Origin of the sequence: Brachybacterium aquaticum, from assembly GCF_014204755.1 — a bacterium.
GTDB lineage: Bacteria > Actinomycetota > Actinomycetes > Actinomycetales > Dermabacteraceae > Brachybacterium > Brachybacterium aquaticum.
The window spans coordinates 2,779,774-2,796,222 of the sequence record NZ_JACHLZ010000001.1 but is presented as its reverse complement, the minus strand read 5'-3'; the positions used below and the strand labels follow the sequence as shown (position 1 = coordinate 2,796,222).

Genomic DNA, 16,449 nt, shown 5'->3' with positions numbered 1-16,449 from the left:
AATGGGGCCATGACAGACGGACCCCTGAACGGCGCAGCCCCGAACGACGACGAGCTGATGGGCCTCGCGATCGGCGCGGCCCGCACCGCTGCGGACCGGGAGCCGGCCGACGTGCCGATCGGCGCGGTCGTCGTCGGGGCCGACGGGCAGGTGCTCGCCGTCGCCGGCAATCGTCGGGAGGCCGACGAGGATCCCACCGCCCACGCCGAGATCCTCGCCCTGCGGGAGGCGGCCCGGGTCACCGGGCGCTGGAACCTCACCGGCACCACCCTCGTCGTCACCCTCGAGCCGTGCACGATGTGCGCCGGCGCGATCGTGCTCTCCCGCGTGCAGCGGGTGGTGGTCGGGGCGATGGATCCGAAGGCCGGTGCCGCCGGCTCCCTCTACGACCTGGTGCGCGAGCCGCGGCTGAACCATCGCGTCGAGCTCACCACCGGCGTGCGCGCACAGGAATGCGGCGACCTGCTGCGCGGCTTCTTCCGCGCCCGCCGCAAGCGGCGCAAGGCCGAGCTCGCGGGCGGGGAAGGCGACGAGCGCCGGCCGACGGGCTTCGTGGAGGCGCAGATCCCCGGCTCCTTCTTCGAGCCGCTTCCGGACTCGGAGCTGGACGCCTGGGAAAGTGGTCCCTGAGCACTCAGCCCTGGCGTCGTATCACTGCCCGGTGAGCTCCGTGAGCAGGCCGGGCAGTACGTCGTCGAGGCTCGAGGTCCAGCCCTGCTGGACGTCGTCGTGCTCGCCCTCGGGGGCGGGCTCGCGTCGCTCCAGGGTGAAGGTCATGGTGGTGCGCTCGGCGCCGTCCTCCGCGAGGGCGACCGTGATCAGCGGCGAGATCTCGTCGGCGTCCTCCGGCCCGGCCCAGGTGAAGCGGAGCAACTCCGGCTCCCGCACCTCGAGATAGGTGCCGGCCGTCGGCCAGCGCTCGCCGTCCACGGTCATCGTGTACGTGTAGCGCCCGCCCTCGCGCAGATCGATCGACACCGACCCCTCCTGGACCTCGACCCCCTCGGGGTGCCACCAGCGGGCGGCGAGGGTCGGATCGGTCCAGGCCCGCCACACCAGGGGGCGCGGGGCCTCGAGGGAGCGGACGAGGGTGAAGCTCGTGGGGGTCGTGGTGTCGGTGGTGGGGGAAGCGTCAGGGTTCGGGGTCATGGGTTCTCTCCGGTCTGCTCGCCGCGCGCGCTGCGCAGCACGTCGTCCAGGGCGTCGAAGCGGTCGGACCACACTGCGCGATGGCGCTCCACCCAGTCCGTCGCCGCCTCGAGCGGCTCGGGGGTGAGGGTGCACAGGCGCCAGCGCGCCTGGGCGGTCCGGGTGATCAGCCCCGCCTCCTCCAGCACCTTCAGGTGCTGGCTGATCGCGGGACGGGAGATGGCGAAGGGCTCCGCGAGCTGGCCCGCCGGCACCGGCCCCTCGGCCAGGCGCTCGATGATCGCGCGCCGGGTCGGATCGGCCAGGGCGTGGAAGACGCGGGACAGCGGGTCCTCCGCAGGGGGCACGACTCCACCTCCTTGTGTAAGTAACTGCTTACATGATGGGTGGCGGCGAGTGGATCGTCAAGAGGTTCGGCCCCGACCGAACCGTGAGACCATGGTTTCGGACTGCGAGACGCCCGCTACAGTGAAGGCGCATCGCGCGCCCGCGCACGCACCCCACCCCCTCCGCCCAGGCACTGCCCGAAACCCGCATCACCCCGTCGGACCGCCGTCGTCGCCGCTCCGTCCGGGATGAGGAGCACCGATGAACACGCACCCCGCCTCCCAGGCCCCCGCCCCACCGGGCGCCGTGGTCGCCGAGGACGTCTCCAAGGTCTTCTTCTCCGGCGGCGACCCCGTCTGGGCGCTGGAGGACTTCTCCCTCACCCTCGAGCCCGGCTCGTTCACCTGCATCGTCGGCCCCTCCGGCTGCGGCAAGTCCACGTTCCTGCGGATCCTCGGCGGGCTCGAGGAGCGCACCGTCGGCACGGTCTCCATGCCCGACGAGGGCCGGAAGATCCCCGCCGCCTTCGTGTTCCAGGAGCACGGCGTCTTCCCCTGGATGACGGTGCTGGACAACATCGCCTTCGGGCTGCGCATGAGCGGGACCGGCGCCGCCGAGCGCACCCGCATCGCCCGCGACTGGCTCGACCGGGTGCGGCTGACCGAGTTCGCCGACTCCTACCCCCACCAGCTCTCCGGCGGCATGCGCCAGAGGGTCGCCATCGCCCGCGCCTTCGCCACCGGCTCCCCGGTGCTGCTGATGGACGAGCCGCTCGGCGCGCTCGACGCCCAGACCCGCATGCTCATGCAGGAGGAGCTCATCTCCCTGTGGGAGTCCGAGCGCAAGACCGTCCTCATGGTCACCCACGACATCGACGAGGCGATCATCCTCTCGGACCGCGTCATCGTCATGTCCGGCCGCCCCGGCACCCTGCGCGAGGACATCACCGTCCCCTTCGAGCGCCCGCGGTCCTTCGACATCGAGCGCAGCCCCGAGTTCTCCGCCCTGCGGGCCCGGATCTGGGACCTGCTGCGCGAGGACGCGCGCACCGCCGAGGAGTCCGCATGAGCACCCAGCCCCGCACCGACACGTCCGCCACCAGCCGCGACGAGCGCACCCTCGTCGCCGCTCGCGCGCAGCGCGCCCGCGACCGGCGCCTCAGCACCCGCGACCTGATCCTGTCGATCTCCACCCCGATCCTTCTGATCGTGCTGTGGGAGGTGTGCTCGCGCGCCCTGATCATCGACCCGCGCTTCTTCCCGCCGCCCACCCGCATCGTCGCCGCCGGCGTCGACATGCTCCGCACCGGCGAGCTGTGGGCCCACACCGGCCCCACCCTCATGCGTCTGCTGGTCGGCGGCGGGCTCGGGGCGCTCGCCGGCATCGGCGTCGGCCTGCTGATGGGATCCTCCCGCGCGCTGAACGCGGCACTCGGCCCGCTGTTCTCGGCGCTGTACCCGCTGCCCAAGATCGCGATCTTCCCGATCCTGCTGATGATCTTCGGCCCCACCGAGCTGCCCAAGGTCATCTCGGTGTTCATCACCGCCTTCTTCATCATGCAGATCAACACGGTCGCCGGCGTATGGGCGATCGACAAGAAGCTCCTCGAGGCCGGTGCCGCCTACGGCGCCCGCGGCTTCGACCGATTCCGCTTCGTGGTCCTGCCCGGCGCCATGCCCTTCGTGTTCTCCGGACTGAAGACCGCCACCGGCTCCGCCGTCGTGGTGGTCACGGCGGTGGAGTTCACCGGCGCGACCACGACCGGCCTCGGCTATTTGATCTGGAACTCCTGGCAGCTGTTCATCCCCGAGAAGATGTACGTGGGCCTCGTGGTCATCGGCGTGATCGGTGCGCTGATCACCGCGATCCTCTCCCGCTCGGAGAAGCTGCTGCTGCCCTGGCGGCGCGAGCGCTGACGCTCGCGCCCCGCCCCACCCTGAACTCCCCACACCGGCCTCCTGGCCACCCCCGAATCCCCGGCCCTGCCGGGTCACTGCAAAGGAGCATCCCATGCGTCGCCGCACACTGCTGTCCCTCGCCTCCGCCGGAGCCGTCACCGGTGCCCTCGCCGCCTGCGGCCCCGCCGTCACCGGGGAGGACACCGGCTCCGGCGCCGGTGGTTCGTCCGACGCCGGCGGCGCGACCGCGGGCGGCACCGTCCGCGTCGGCCACCTGCCCTCCTCCCTGTTCGCGCCGTTGTACGTCGCGGACTCGATGGGCTACTTCGCCGACGCCGGCATCACCCTCGAGCTCACCCCGCTGAAGTCCGGCCAGGACGGCGTGCCGATGCTGTCCAACGACCAGCTGGACGTCATGGTCGCCGGGTTCAGCGCCGGCATGTTCAACGCCCTCCAGCAGGGCCTCGCGTTCAAGGTCGTCGGCTCCATGGGCATCTCGCCCGGCGACATCGAGAACTCGCCCACCGCCCTCGAGGTGCGCCAGGAGCTCCTGGACGACGGCAGCGTCTCCTCCGTCGCCGACCTCAAGGGCCGCACCATCGGCGTGGCCGGCGGCCCGGGCGCGACCGGCGGCTACCTGCTCGCGGCGATGCTCGAGGAGGGCGGCCTGACACTCAACGACGTCGAGGTCTCCAACCTCGCCACCCCGGACCAGGAGGCCGCGCTCGCCAACGGCGCGGTCGACGCCGCGACCCCGTCGGCCCCCTTCTCCACCTCGATCGAGGAGGCCGGGATCGCCTCGCCGCTCGCGGTGCCCGCCCAGGGCACCACCGGCACCGGCGTCATCTACTCGGAGTCCTTCGTCTCCTCGGACCTCGCCCAGTCCTTCTTCACCGCCCTCGCCCAGGGTGCGCAGGAGCTCTCGGCCGACGGCACCCAGTCCGACGAGGTCTACCAGATCCTCGCCGACACCCTCGGCCAGGAGATCGACGTGCTGAAGGCCTCCCCGATGTACACCTACCTGCCCGATCTGGCCCCGCAGCCGGATCAGCTCGAGGCGATGCAGGCCGTGTGGATCGAGGCCGGGCAGATCACCTACACCGAGCCGCTGGACGTGGCCGGGATCGTCGACGCGAGCTTCGCGGAGAACGCGGGCGCCTGAGCGGCGGCACCGGAGCGGCGACGCCCGGTCCATGGCACCCGAGCGGGGCCGACCGATCCCTCCTGGGCTCGGTCGGCGCCGTTCGTCGTCCGGCAGCATGCAGCCGGCCCAGCGATCGACGTCCCCGCGCCGTTGCCCCGCGCAACCGACGGGGCGATCCTGGGACCCCGGGCTGCCGGGGCTGACGACGGAGGTGCCCATGGGCTCCCGGATCCAGCGCCACTACCTCTTCGGCCTCACCGACGGCGGCGGCACCGTCCCGCCCGATCGCTCGCCGGGGAGCTGCTCCCACTGCTGAGCGAGGACCGCCCGGACCTCGGCCTGCGCTCGATGCGGGTGCTGTGGGACCAGGTCCATGCCGCCCGGCGCGAGTACGTCCTCACCGCCCGCGCCTTCGACCTGCCGCGCGGGCTGCGCCCCGGCGTGCGGTATGTCGGCCCGATGCTGGAGGACCCGAGCTGGGCGGTCGGGGGAGCGGGAGGAGATCGGGCCGTCGACCCGTCGGCCGACGAGGCCCGGGCCGACGGTCCGTCGGCCGGCGGGTCCTCCGCCGACGGGCTCCCGCTCGTCCTGGTCGCCCTGCCCTCCACTTTCCAGGACCAGCGCGACTGCCTCCAGCGGAGCATCGACGCCTTCGCGACCCTGCCCGTCCGCGCTCTGGTCACCACCGCCAAGGGCGTGGACCCGGGGGAGCTGCGGGCCGCCTCGGGGATCGAGGTGGTGCGCTCGGCTCCGCACGGCCCGGTGATGGCCCGCGCCCCTCTCGTGCTCACCCACCGCGGGCACGGCACCGTGATGAAGGCGCTCGCCACCGATCTGCCTCTGGTGGTCATGCCCCACTCCGCGACCAGCCCGACAACGCCGTGCGCGTGCGCCTGCACGGGGCCGGGGTCTCGATCTCCCGCCGCTCGTCCCCAGAGCGGATCGCGGCGGCGGTGCAGGAGGTCCTCGGCGATCCGACCTACCGGAGCTCTGCCGCGGCGCTCGGGTCTCGGATCCGTGCGGAGGTCGCCGGCAGCCGCCTGATCCCTGAGCTGGAGCGGCTCTGAGGCGCGGCCGTGACCCCCTCCACACCCGTCCGCCCGTGAACTCACTGGTCTGTGAGGTTTGTTGCGCCTCGTGAACAAGTGCTCCCCAGGACCCCGTTTGGGTGTTTCACTTCCCTGGTGATCACTCTCGATGGCCTCACGAAGGTCTTCCCCGCCCCCGGTGGGGGAGACCCTGTCGTCGCGCTCGACGGGATCGACCTCCACCTCGAGCCCGGGCGGGTGCACGGCATCGTCGGCCGCTCCGGCGCCGGCAAGTCCACCCTCATCCGCTGCCTGACCGGGCTGGAGAAGCCCACCTCCGGGCGCGTCGAGGTGGACGGCACCGACATCGCCGCCCTCGAGGGCGATGCGCTGCGCGCCGCGCGGCGGAACATCGGCATGGTCTTCCAGCACGCGAACCTGCTGGACTCCCGCACCGCCGCCCGCAACATCGCCCACCCCCTCGAGATCGCCGGGGTGCCCCGCGCCGAGCGGGAGCGCCGCGTCGCCGAGCTGGTCGAGCTCGTGGGCCTCTCCGGCCGCGAGCACAACCACCCCGCCCAGCTCTCCGGCGGGCAGATCCAGCGCGTCGGCATCGCCCGCGGCCTCGCCGCGGAGCCCAAGGTGCTGCTGTGCGACGAGCCCACCAGTGCGCTCGACGGCTCCACCACCCGCCAGATCCTGCGCCTGATCAGCGACCTGCGCGAACGGCTCGGGATCACCGTCGTGATCATCACCCACGAGATGGCCGTGGTCCGCGAGGTCTGCGACACCGTCACCCTGCTCAAGGACGGCAAGATCGCCCAGACCGGTGAGCTCGTCGACGTCGCCGCGGACCCCCACGGCCCGCTGAGCTCCGAGCTGATCTCCCTGCCGCCCGCCCCCACCGGCATCGACGCCGTGATCGTGAACTGCGACTACGGCGACTCCACCCGCTTCCGCACCAGCGAGGACCTGATCCGCGCGGCCGAGGCCCACGGCGCCGAGGCGACCCTGGTCGCCGGCACCATCGAGACCATCGGCGGGCGCCAGGTGGGGCGGGTGCAGCTCGCGCTGCGCAACGCCTCCGGCGCCGCGATCAGCGCCGAGAGCCTCGCCTCCTACCTCGCCGAGCTCGATGCGGCCGGCGTCGTCGCGAAGGAGGAGACCGCATGATCGAGACGCTGCAGGAGTGGCTCTCCAACCCCCTCTTCCACCGCTGGGACGGCGGCGTCTGGCAGGGCACCGTGGTGACCCTCTACATGACCGCCGTGACCATGCTGCTGACCGTGCTGCTCGGGCTCCCGCTCGGCGTGGCGCTGTACGAGACCGACGGCTCCCGCTCCCCGGTGGTGCGCGTGCTGAACCAGGTCGTCGGCTTCGTGGTCAACGTGCTGCGCTCCTTCCCGTTCTTCATCCTGATCATCGCGCTGATCCCCGTGACCAGCGCGCTGACCGGCCGCTCCACCGGACCGAACGCGGCGATGCTGGCCCTGACCATCGCCGCGGTGCCCTTCGCCGCGCGCCTGTTCGAGCTGAACCTGCGCGAGATCCCCGCCGGGAAGATCGAGGCCGTGCGCATGATGGGCGCGACCCGCTGGCAGGTGATCCGCCAGGTCCTCATCCCCGAGGCGCTGCCCGGCATCATCGGCTCGATCACCACCACCACGATCGCCGTCATCGGCTACACCGCCATGGCCGGCTCGGTGAACTCCGGCGGCCTCGGCCAGCTGGCCTACAACCGCGGCTACACCGGCTATCAGACCGAGATCATCGTCGCCACCGTGATCCTGCTGGTCGCGATCGTGATCCTCGTGCAGCTGATCGGCTCCCGACTCGCGCGCGCGGTCGACCACCGCGCCCGCACCGCCTGACCCATCCCGATCCCCATCCCCTCTGGAGGAACCCCATGAGCACCGTCTCGCGTCGCACCCTGTTCGCCTCCGGCGCCGGCCTGGCCGCGCTGACCCTCGCCGCCTGCGGCGGGAACGACACCTCCGCCGAGGGCGGCCCGGTCGAGGAGGGCGGCGTCACCACTCTGCGCGTCGCCGCGACCCCGCTGCCCCACATGGAGATCCTGACCTTCGTCAGCGAGAACCTCGCCGCCGACGCGGGCCTCGAGCTCGACCTGCAGGAGCAGACCGAGTACCCGATCCCGAACCGTCTGCTCAACGAGGGAGAGGTGGACGCGAACTTCTTCCAGCACCTGCCCTACCTTGAGACCGAGATCGCCGAGAACGGCTACGAGCTCACCCCCTTCCAGGGCGTGCACATCGAGCCGCTGGGCATCTTCTCCGACTCCCTCACCAGCATCGACGAGGTCGAGGACGGTGCGGCCGTGGGCATCCCGAACGATCCCACCAACCGCGGCCGCGCCCTCGCGCTGCTGGCCGCCGAGGGCCTGCTGACCCTGAACGAGGGCATCGAGCCCACCGAGGCCACCCCGGACGACGTCGCCGAGAACCCCAAGAACCTCGACTTCCAGGAGATCGACGCGGCGCTCCTGCCCCGCACCCTGGGCGACTTCGCGATCGCCGTCATCAACGGCAACTACGCCCTCGAGGCCGACCTCAGCCCCGCCGAGGATGCCCTCGCCCTCGAGTCCGGCGACGACAACCCCTACGCCAACATGCTCGTGGTCCGCACCGCCGACGCCGAGAACGAGGCGCTCGTGAAGCTCAACGAGCTGCTCCACTCCGACGAGGTGCGCCAGTTCATCGAGGACACCTACGACGGCGCGGTCATCCCCGCCTTCTGAGCCTCCTTCGGAGTGTCGCGCTCCTGACGGCCGACGGGGCCGCACCCGGCATCACTGCCCGGTGCGGCCCCGTCGTCATGTCGAGCGGTTCAGCCCGTGAGCCGACTCAGCCCACGAGCTCCGTGGCACCCAGCTGGTCGAGCAGCCAGGCGAGCTCGTCGGCGCGCTGCTCCCACTTGCGGTAGCGGCCCGAGCGGCCGCCGTGCCCGGCCACCATCTCGCAGCGGAACACGATCGGGCGCTCGGCCTGGTCGGAGGTGACGGTCTCGCGCAGGCGCGCCACCCACTTCGCGGGCTCGACGAAGAACACGCGGGTGTCGTTCAGGGAGGTCGAGGCGAAGATCGCCGGGTACTCCACGGCCCGGATGTTCTCGTAGGGGGTGTACTCCTTCATGTAGGCGTACACCTCGGGATCGTGCAGCGGGTCGCCCCACTCCTCCCACTCGCCGACGGTCAGCGGCAGCGACGGGTCCAGGATCGTGGTCAGCGCGTCCACGAAGGGCACCCCCGCGATGACCGCCCGGAACCGCTCCGGGGCGAGGTTCGCGATGCCGCCCATGAGCAGGCCGCCCGCGCTGCGGCCCTCGGCCGACAGTCGCGCCGGGTCCACGAGACCGGAGTCGGTCAGGTGCGCGGCCGCGGCGACGAAGTCGCTGAAGGAGTTCTTCTTCTCGAGCAGCTTCCCGTGCTCGTACCAGTCGCGGCCCAGCTCGCCGCCGCCGCGCACGTGGGCGATCGCGACGACCAGCCCGCGGTCCAGGAGCGAGAGCCGGGTGGGCACGAACGAGGGGTCGATGGAGACCTCGTAGGAGCCGTAGCCGTAGAGGTAGCCGGGGGCGGTGCCGTCGGCCGGGGTGTCCTTCCGGGCGACGACGCTGAGCGGCACCGCGGTGCCGTCCTCGGCCCGCGCCCACTCGCGCCGCTCCACGTACAGCGAGGGGTCGTAGCCGGGCACCGCGGTGACCTTGAGGATCGCGGTGTCGCCGGTGGCGAGGTCGCGTTCGGCGACGGTGGCGGGGGTGAGCAGGCTGGTCAGCTGGTAGCGCACCGTGGTCTGGTCCCAGTTCGGGTTGGCGTCCAGCTCCACGGTGTCCAGCTCCCCGCCGTGGCTGAGGTCGAAGGCCTCCTCGAGCCGCAGGGACCCGTCGGCCGCGCGGGGGACGATCCGCACCGAGGCGAGACCGGCGCTGCGCAGCTCGAGGGCGACGAAGCCCGCGAACGCCTCGACGCCGAGCAGCCGCTCGCCCTCGCCCGCGACCAGCAGCACCTCCCAGGCGGCGGGGTCCTCCAGCGGCGCCTGGGCGAGGGCGAAGCCGGTGTGCCCGTCGTTGTGGACCACCAGCAGACGGTCCCCGGCGTGCTCGATCGTGTAGTCCACGCCGTCGCGGCGACCACCGGCGGGGACGGGCGCGGAGGTGGGGTCGGCGAGGTCGAGCAGCCACGCCTCGGAGGTGGTGGTGGAGCTGGCCTGGATGATCAGGGTGGAGCCGTCGCGGGAGCGGTCGTGGCCGATCATGAAGCGCTCGTCCGGCTCCTCGATGACCAGCTGGTCCTCGGCAGGATCGCCGCCGATGCGGTGCCGCCAGATCTGGTGCTGGCGCCAGGCGTCGTCGACCCGGGCGTAGAACAGCCACTGCTGATCGGTGGAGAAGGCGAGGCCGTAGCCGGCGCCGGTCACGGACTCGTCCAGCACGGAGCCGGAGTCCAGATCGAGGATCCGCAGGGTGAAGCGCTCGTCGCCCGCGGTGTCCACGGCGACGGCGAGCAGGCGGTGGTCGGGGGAGGGCAGCAGTCCGCCGAGGGAGTAGAACTCCTCCCCGGCGGCCTCAGCTTGGGCGTCCAGCAGCAGCTGCTCGCCCTCGAGCAGCACCCCGGGCTCCACCTCGGGCAGCGCGCCGGCATCGGCCACGCGCGTGAACTTCGGGTAGTCCTCCCCGGCGGTGGTGCGGGTGATGTACCACCAGTCCCCGCGTCGCACGGGCACGGACAGGTCGGTCTCCTGGGTGTGGCCCACGAACTCCTTCACCAGGGTGTCACGGAGATCGGCGAGGTGCGCGGTGCGCGCGTCGGCGTAGGCGTTCTCGGCCTCGAGGTGCGCGATGACCTCGGGGTCCTCCTTGTCCCGCAGCCACTCGTAAGGATCGACCACGGTGTCGCCGTGGAAGGTCCGCTCGGTGGGGCGGTGCTCGGGGGCGGGGGCCGGGGGGATGTCGGCCGTCGGGGGCTGGGCCGACGGGGCGGGGTCTGCGGGGGTCGCGCTGGTCATGGACCGAGACTAACTGTTGCGGGTCATGACGTTGTGTTCACCGGGGTGGGGATGAAGGAACGGGTCCCTGATCGGCACGATGGGTGGTGCTGAAGCCATTCATCTGCTGGGAGGAGACCCGTTCCATGACTCACCGTAATGCCCCGCTGACCGTGATCGGAAGGCAGCGAGCCGTCGCGCAGGTGATCGAGCGGGGTCGTCCGATCGCGCACGTCGCTGCGGAGTTCCACATCGCCCGCTCGACCCTCTCGAAGTGGGTCTCCCGCTACCGCGACCACGGCGAGGCCGGTCTCGAGGACCGCTCCAGCGCTCCCGCGCACCGGCCCACGCGCCTACCGGCCTGGGTGGTCGAGCTCATCGAGCACTGGTGCCGGAGACGGAAGTGGTCGGCTCGTCGGATCGTCCGCGGACTCGCCGACGGGCACGACGTCCTCTGCTTCGTGCGGATGGTGATGCGCAGGTTGGACCGCCTGGGATTGAACCGGATCCGCGGCATCTCCCCAGCGAGAACCTCCGCTCACCAGGGAAGATCATCGCCCGCTATCCCGGGCACATGGTCCACATGGACGTGAAGAAGGTCGGGAGGATCCCTGACGGCGGCGGCTGGTGGGCACACGGCCGCGACAGCGAGCTCGGGCGAGCATCGAAGGGGGGAGGGTCGCCGGGTCGGCTACACCTACCTCCACTCGATGGAGGAAGGGTTCTTCCGCCTGGCCTACACCGAAGTGCTCGAGGATGGGAAAGCAGTGACGACCATCGGGTTCTTCCATCAGGCTCGGGAGTTCTTCGCCGCGCACGGCATCACGAGGATCTCTCGTCTGGTGACCGACAACGGCGCGAACCACACCTCCAGGGCGTTCCGCCGAGGGCCTGGGAAGCGGGGCACCGCGCCGGACCGGGCGCGACGGAGGCTACGCCACCTCGTTCACGGGTACGGGCGAAGTGCTGAACGGTCCGACGGCGAACGAGGACTGGAGCCCGCGGGATGGTCGAGAAGGACGCCTTCGCGCGGGCCCTGTGCTCCCCGATCGCCGGCAGCGACCTGTCGCTCACCGCGATCTCCCACCGTCTGCGCGCACGGGGCCGCCCCATCAGCATCGCGACCCTCAGCAACTGGCGATCGGGGCGCAGCCTGCCCAGCGGCGAGCACTCCCTGGGCGTGCTTACCGCGCTCGAGGCGCTGCTGGATCTCGCCCAGGAGGTCGGCGTCATCGATTCGGGCCGCTCCGTGCAGCGCTTCGCGCACCGCGCCACGGTGCGTGCGCTGCAGTCCGGAGTGTGCCGGGTCCCGGTCGTGCACGTGCTCGATGCCGATGAGCCCGATCGTGCTCCGCAGGTGACGGTGCTGGAGGGCAGCTCCGTGGGGCCGACGCTGTGCTGGTCGGTCCGGCGCACCTACGGTGTGGAGCTGCTGGTCGACGGACGGCTCGACGCCGGGCAGGTCGCGGTTCTGAGCGATGAGGTCGACCTCCACCTCGAGGCCACCCAGGTCACCAGCGCGAAGTACTCCATCCCCCGCACTGCCAACGACGTCGTGCTCGAGGTCGAGTTCCGCGGTCGGAGGCGGCCGCTGGAGTGCGAGCGCTACCGCCGCACGGAGGCCGGCGAATCGGTGTCCCCGGTGCGGCTGGACCATCGGGGCCGGCTCCAGCTCAGCGAGTCCCGGTTCGACCCGGGCACTTTCGGGCTGCGCTGGGCCTGGGGGCCGGACGAAGACCAGGCGGAGGAGTGACCGCCCTGGTCGCAGACACGGTCCCGACGTAGAATCGACGCACCGAGGAGCGCTGCACGAGGAGGTGCGGACGATGGGCGAGACGGGCCGGACGATCCTGGTGGGCTACGACGACACCACCGCCTCGATGGCGGCGGTGCGCTGGGCGGCGGAGCTCGCCCGCGACACGAGGGCCGAGGTGCAGCTGGTCCACGCCTGGACCTGGCCGCTGCTGGGGCAGGGCGTCTCCGGACTCCCCGTGCTCGACCCGACCGGCCCCCGCAACCAGGCACGGCGCCTGCTGGACGATGCGGTCGACCGCATCACCGGCACCTTCCCCGAGGTCCCCGTGAGCGCCGAGCTCGTGGCCGGCATGCCGCGCGAGGTGCTCGAGGAGGCCTCCGGACGCGGCGAGATGCTGGTGGTCGGCACGCGCGGCCTCGGCGCGGTGATGGGCACCCTGCTCGGCTCGGTCAGCCGCGGCCTGCTCCACGACGCGGGCTGCCCGGTGGCGATCATCCGCTCCGACCAGCACCGCGCCGGTCCGGTGCTCGTCGCCTACGACGGCTCAGGCGTCGCGGGGGAGGCGGTCGACGTCGCCGCCGACCTCGCCGCAGCCTGGGGTGCGACGCTGCGCGTGGTGCACGTGCGTGCTACAGGCCACGCCCCCTACGAGAACGGCGGCGAGGCGTGGAGCGCCGGCCACCGCTCCCGCGGGACACTCGACGAGGGCGTGGACAGGGCGCGGGCACGCCATCCGGAGCTCACCGTCCAGTCCCGGACCCTCGAGGATCGCACCGTCGCGGAGGGCCTGCTGAGCGCGGCCGCCGGGGCGCGGATGCTGGTGCTCGGTCACCGCGGGCAGAGCCGCGGCCAGTTCGGCTCCACCGCCCACGCGACCGTGCTGCACGCGACGGGGAACGTGATCGTGGTGCGGCGCGGCCCGGCCGGGGGTGCGGCGTCGGAGAGCGAGGGGACGGGCGCGGCGGCCGACGGGGGCTCCCGCGAGTGAGTGCCCGCGAGGGCGCGTCTGCGAGTGATGTGACTCGCGTCCTGGCCGCTCCGGTTTGAACGCACGGTGGCCGGGCGGTTACCCTGGTCGACGGTAGCGTGTCCGAGCGGCCGAAGGTGCATCACTCGAAATGATGTGTACGGTAACCCCGTACCGCGGGTTCAAATCCCGCCGCTACCGCTCCTGACCTGGGGTTTCTCCCCGGTCGACGAAGGCCCCCGCCGATCCCGGCGGGGGCCTTCGTGCATGTGCGGACGCCGTCCCTACGGCCTCACTGATCCTGGAACGCCTCGTCCAGGTTCGTCTCGAGCAGGTCGGCGAGGGTCGTCAGCGACTCCTCGGCGCCCTCGCCCTCGGCGCGGAGCGTGACCTCGTCCCCGTGGCCGACGTTCAGGGTCAGCAGCATGAGGATGCTGGAGGCCCGGACCGGCGTGCCGTCGGTCGTCTCGATGGTGACGGGGGCCGGCTGCTCACTGGCGGCCTGGGAGAAGATCGCGGCCGGGCGGGCATGGAGGCCGCTCGAGCTCGCGACCTTCACGGTGCGTGCTGGCATCGCGTGCGCCTTTCTCGACGTGGAGGGCTCCAGGGTATCGCCGTCCGGAGGTCCGTGCGGCCAGCGGCCGCGGTTCGTCCCGAGGGGTCCGCGTCACCTCGCGTTCACCTCCCGTTCCCGAGAGAGATGCCGAGTCGGAGAGGTTTCGGACAATCGGCTGGAACTTCTCGTCCCCCGGGCGCGGGCGCGGATACGGTGACCCGGGCCGTCAGGGGTGTCGGGCCAGGGGGTGCCGGAGGGCCGGACCGGGGGTGGTCCGGTGGGTGCGCGGGGAGGGTCTTCACCCTCCTCGTCCCCTTCCCCGCATCTTCACCGAACGGTCCCGCCTCCTTCGCTGGGCAGCGAAATCGCTGGTCTACCATGAGTCAATGCCGAATCTCAGCGAGCGCGCTCCCGATCCCCGCCCCGCACGCACCCGAGCGGCGATCTTCGCCGCTGCCCGAGACCTCGGCGCCGACGACGGTGAGGTCACCGTCAACGCCCTCGCCAAGCGCGCCGGAGTCAGCCGCGCCGCCTTCTACAGCCACTTCACAGGCCTGGACGACCTCATGGGCGCGATGCTCCAGGACATGTTCGACGCCGCCTGGCAGCGCGGCCGCCTCGCCGGTGCCGCGGGCCGCACCATGGACGAGCACGTCCAGCACGGCTTCGCGATGCTCGTCGCCTACGTGGAGCGGCACCATGCCTTCCTGCGCGGTGCCCTGGACTGGAAGTTCACCCACCGCACCTACATGATCCTGGTCGAGACCGTGACCGAGCTGCACGTCGCGGCGATGGCGTACGTCGGCGAGGACGTGCCCGCGGTGCTGAAGTCCGAGGAGAGCTGCCGGGCGATCGCCGGGGCCGCCCTCGCCCAGTGCGCGCGATGGCTGGTGGACACCGACGCCCAGTGGCGCGCGGGCGTCGCCCCGGATGCGACCGGCCTGCTCGAGACGATCCTGCGCTTCGCCCCGTCCTGGTACACGGGCCTCGGCCTCGAGGATCCGGTCCCTGCCGAGCGCTGGATGGCCGAGTGCCGCACCTACGGCCAGGACGAGCCGGCCGGCGCCTGAGCCCCGTCGGCCGCGCGCCCCGCGCGCCCGCGCCCCCGCCTGCCGGGGCCGCCCGGCCCCGTCGGCCGCGCCCCTCAGCAGTCGCCGAGCAGGCGCAGCAGCACCCGTGCGCCGAAGCGGACCGCGTCCACCGGCACCCGCTCGTCGATCCCGTGGAATAGCGGGGCGAAGTCGAGGTCGGCGGGGAGCTGCAGCGGCGTGAACCCGTACCCGGCGATGCCGAGGGTGCTGAGCGGCTTGTTGTCGGTGCCGGCGCTGAGGCAGTAGGGGAGTACCTCGGAGCCGGGGTCCTCCGCCTGCAGGGCGCGGCTCATCGCGTCGTACAGATCCCCCTCGCGCGGGGCGTCGGCGTCGATGCCGAGGTTGTCGACGATCAGCTCGACGTCGGGGCCGATGAGTTCGCGCAGGAGGTCCAGCACGTCGTCGAGGTGGCCAGGCAGGTAGCGCACGTCGAAGCCGGCCTCGGCGGTCTGCGGGATGACGTTGACCTTGTAGCCGGCGTCGAGCTGGGTGAGGTTCGCGGAGTCGCGCAGGGTGCCGGTGACGAACTGGCGCGCCCCGCCCAGCAGCGGCAGGAAGGACTCGATGTCGCCCTCGTCCCAGCCCACACCGGTGATCTCGGTGACCCCGTCGAAGAGGGCGCGGACGCTGGCGACGTACTCGATCGGGAACTCGTGGTCGTCGATCGCGGTGATCGCGCGGGCGAGGCGCACGATGGCGTTCTCGTCGTTGGGGACGGAGCCGTGGCCGGCGCGGCCGGTGGCGCGCAGGCGCCCCCAGGCGTAGCCCTTCTCCGCGGTCTGGATGAGATAGGCGCGCACGTCGCCGCCGTCGTCCTTGCGCGGCAGGGTGATGGAGTAGCCGCCCACCTCGCTGATCGCCTCGGTGTACCCCTCGAACAGCTCGGGATGCTCCTTGACCAGCCACTTCGCGCCCCAGACGCTGCCGTTCTCCTCGTCGGCGAAGAAGATCAGGCGCAGGTCGCGCGGCGGGGTGGCGCCGGCGCGGGCGAGGTGGCGGACCACGGCGAGCATCATCCCGACCATGTCCTTCATGTCCACGGCGCCGCGGCCGTAGATCATCCCGTCGCGGATCTCGCCGCCGAAGGGGTCCACCGACCAGTCCTCGGCCTTCGCCGGGACCACGTCGAGGTGGCCGTGCAGGATCAGCCCGCCGCGCTCGCGGTCCTCGCCGGGGACCGTGACGAGCACCGTCGGCCGCCCGGGCGCGGACTCGTACACCTCGGGCTCGAGCCCGACCTCGCGCAGCTTCGCGACCACGTACTCGGCGGCCTCGGCCTCGCCCTTCCCCCAGGTCTCGGGGTCATCGCCGCCGAAGTTCGTGGTGTCGATCCGGATGAGCTCCTGGGTGAAGGTCACCGCCTCGTCCTGCAGCAGGGCGAGTTCGTCGGCGGTGGGGTCGGCGATCGGCATGGCGGGAACCTCCTCGGGGTCGGGGTCTCTCACCGTACTCGGCGGTGCGGGTGCGCGCGGACTTCGACGTCACCGTGGGACATGCGGCCGACGGGACCCGCGTGAGCCCCGGGCCCTGAGC

General features: G+C 72.0%; 15 protein-coding genes, 1 tRNA gene and 2 pseudogenes. 13 read left to right on the top strand and 5 right to left on the bottom strand.

What is annotated here, in order from left to right; genetic code table 11:
• Nucleotides 1–9: 9 nt before the first annotated feature.
• Nucleotides 10–498: pseudogene (gene tadA, locus HNR70_RS12540) on the top strand (tRNA adenosine(34) deaminase TadA); the annotation flags it as partial.
• Between the two features lie 153 nt (nt 499–651).
• On the opposite strand, the gene HNR70_RS12535 reads toward tadA, so the two are convergent.
• Complete coding sequence (locus HNR70_RS12535; protein WP_184325950.1) at nt 652–1,149, bottom strand: SRPBCC family protein; 498 nt, start codon at nt 1,147–1,149, stop codon at nt 652–654.
• Entirely contained in the window at nt 1,146–1,496 is a 351-nt protein-coding gene (locus tag HNR70_RS12530) for an ArsR/SmtB family transcription factor (protein WP_184325949.1), read from the bottom strand. The genes HNR70_RS12535 and HNR70_RS12530 overlap by 4 nt, the downstream gene beginning before the upstream one ends.
• Before the next feature lie 241 nt (nt 1,497–1,737).
• On the opposite strand from HNR70_RS12530, the gene HNR70_RS12525 reads away from it, so the two are divergent.
• The 7 genes from HNR70_RS12525 (at nt 1,738) to HNR70_RS12495 (ending at nt 8,301) form a co-directional block, all read left to right on the top strand.
• Nucleotides 1,738–2,544 carry an ABC transporter ATP-binding protein gene (locus HNR70_RS12525; RefSeq protein WP_184325948.1) on the top strand — a complete coding sequence of 269 codons (807 nt, stop codon included), beginning with the start codon at nt 1,738–1,740 and terminating at the stop codon, nt 2,542–2,544.
• Nucleotides 2,541–3,392: an ABC transporter permease gene (locus tag HNR70_RS12520; RefSeq protein WP_184325947.1), complete on the top strand. Its 852-nt coding sequence runs from the start codon at nt 2,541–2,543 to the stop codon at nt 3,390–3,392. Before HNR70_RS12525 ends, HNR70_RS12520 begins: the two co-directional genes overlap by 4 nt.
• Nucleotides 3,393–3,486: 94 nt before the next feature.
• Nucleotides 3,487–4,536, top strand: coding sequence for an ABC transporter substrate-binding protein (locus HNR70_RS12515; RefSeq protein ID WP_184325946.1), 1,050 nt, complete (start codon nt 3,487–3,489; stop codon nt 4,534–4,536).
• A 330-nt stretch (nt 4,537–4,866) separates the two neighbouring features.
• A complete protein-coding gene (locus HNR70_RS12510) occupies nt 4,867–5,562 on the top strand; it encodes a glycosyltransferase (protein WP_184325945.1) in 696 nt (231 codons plus the stop codon).
• Between the two features lie 140 nt (nt 5,563–5,702).
• A complete protein-coding gene (locus HNR70_RS12505) occupies nt 5,703–6,719 on the top strand; it encodes a methionine ABC transporter ATP-binding protein (protein WP_184325944.1) in 1,017 nt (338 codons plus the stop codon).
• The gene (locus HNR70_RS12500; protein ID WP_184325943.1) at nt 6,716–7,417 is read left to right on the top strand and encodes a methionine ABC transporter permease; all 702 of its coding nucleotides are present in this window, start codon (nt 6,716–6,718) and stop codon (nt 7,415–7,417) included. The genes HNR70_RS12505 and HNR70_RS12500 overlap by 4 nt, the downstream gene beginning before the upstream one ends.
• A gap of 35 nt (nt 7,418–7,452) precedes the next feature.
• Entirely contained in the window at nt 7,453–8,301 is an 849-nt protein-coding gene (locus tag HNR70_RS12495; protein ID WP_184325942.1) for a MetQ/NlpA family ABC transporter substrate-binding protein, read from the top strand.
• Nucleotides 8,302–8,407: 106 nt separating this feature from the next.
• Here HNR70_RS12495 and HNR70_RS12490 read toward each other — a convergent pair whose 3' ends face one another.
• A complete protein-coding gene (locus tag HNR70_RS12490) occupies nt 8,408–10,567 on the bottom strand; it encodes a S9 family peptidase (protein WP_184325941.1) in 2,160 nt (719 codons plus the stop codon).
• A gap of 125 nt (nt 10,568–10,692) precedes the next feature.
• Here HNR70_RS12490 and HNR70_RS12485 point away from each other — a divergent pair.
• The 4 genes and pseudogenes from HNR70_RS12485 to HNR70_RS12470 form a co-directional block, all read left to right on the top strand.
• Nucleotides 10,693–11,427, top strand: a pseudogene (locus HNR70_RS12485) (helix-turn-helix domain-containing protein); the annotation flags it as partial.
• Nucleotides 11,428–11,552: 125 nt separating this feature from the next.
• Nucleotides 11,553–12,299: an XRE family transcriptional regulator gene (locus HNR70_RS12480; protein WP_184325940.1), complete on the top strand. Its 747-nt coding sequence runs from the start codon at nt 11,553–11,555 to the stop codon at nt 12,297–12,299.
• 73 nt (nt 12,300–12,372) lie between these two features.
• Nucleotides 12,373–13,290, top strand: coding sequence for a universal stress protein (locus HNR70_RS12475; protein WP_184325939.1), 918 nt, complete (start codon nt 12,373–12,375; stop codon nt 13,288–13,290).
• A 92-nt stretch (nt 13,291–13,382) separates the two neighbouring features.
• Nucleotides 13,383–13,470 (top strand) — tRNA-Ser (locus tag HNR70_RS12470).
• A gap of 91 nt (nt 13,471–13,561) precedes the next feature.
• Here HNR70_RS12470 and HNR70_RS12465 read toward each other — a convergent pair.
• Nucleotides 13,562–13,843, bottom strand: coding sequence for an HPr family phosphocarrier protein (locus tag HNR70_RS12465; protein WP_184325938.1), 282 nt, complete (start codon nt 13,841–13,843; stop codon nt 13,562–13,564).
• Between the two features lie 368 nt (nt 13,844–14,211).
• On the opposite strand from HNR70_RS12465, the gene HNR70_RS12460 reads away from it, so the two are divergent.
• Nucleotides 14,212–14,895, top strand: coding sequence for a TetR/AcrR family transcriptional regulator (locus HNR70_RS12460; protein ID WP_184325937.1), 684 nt, complete (start codon nt 14,212–14,214; stop codon nt 14,893–14,895).
• Between the two features lie 74 nt (nt 14,896–14,969).
• Here the strand turns inward: HNR70_RS12460 and HNR70_RS12455 are convergent, their stop codons facing one another.
• Nucleotides 14,970–16,328, bottom strand: a complete 1,359-nt coding sequence (locus HNR70_RS12455; RefSeq protein ID WP_184325936.1) for a M20/M25/M40 family metallo-hydrolase — start codon at nt 16,326–16,328, stop codon at nt 14,970–14,972.
• Nucleotides 16,329–16,449: the final 121 nt, after the last annotated feature.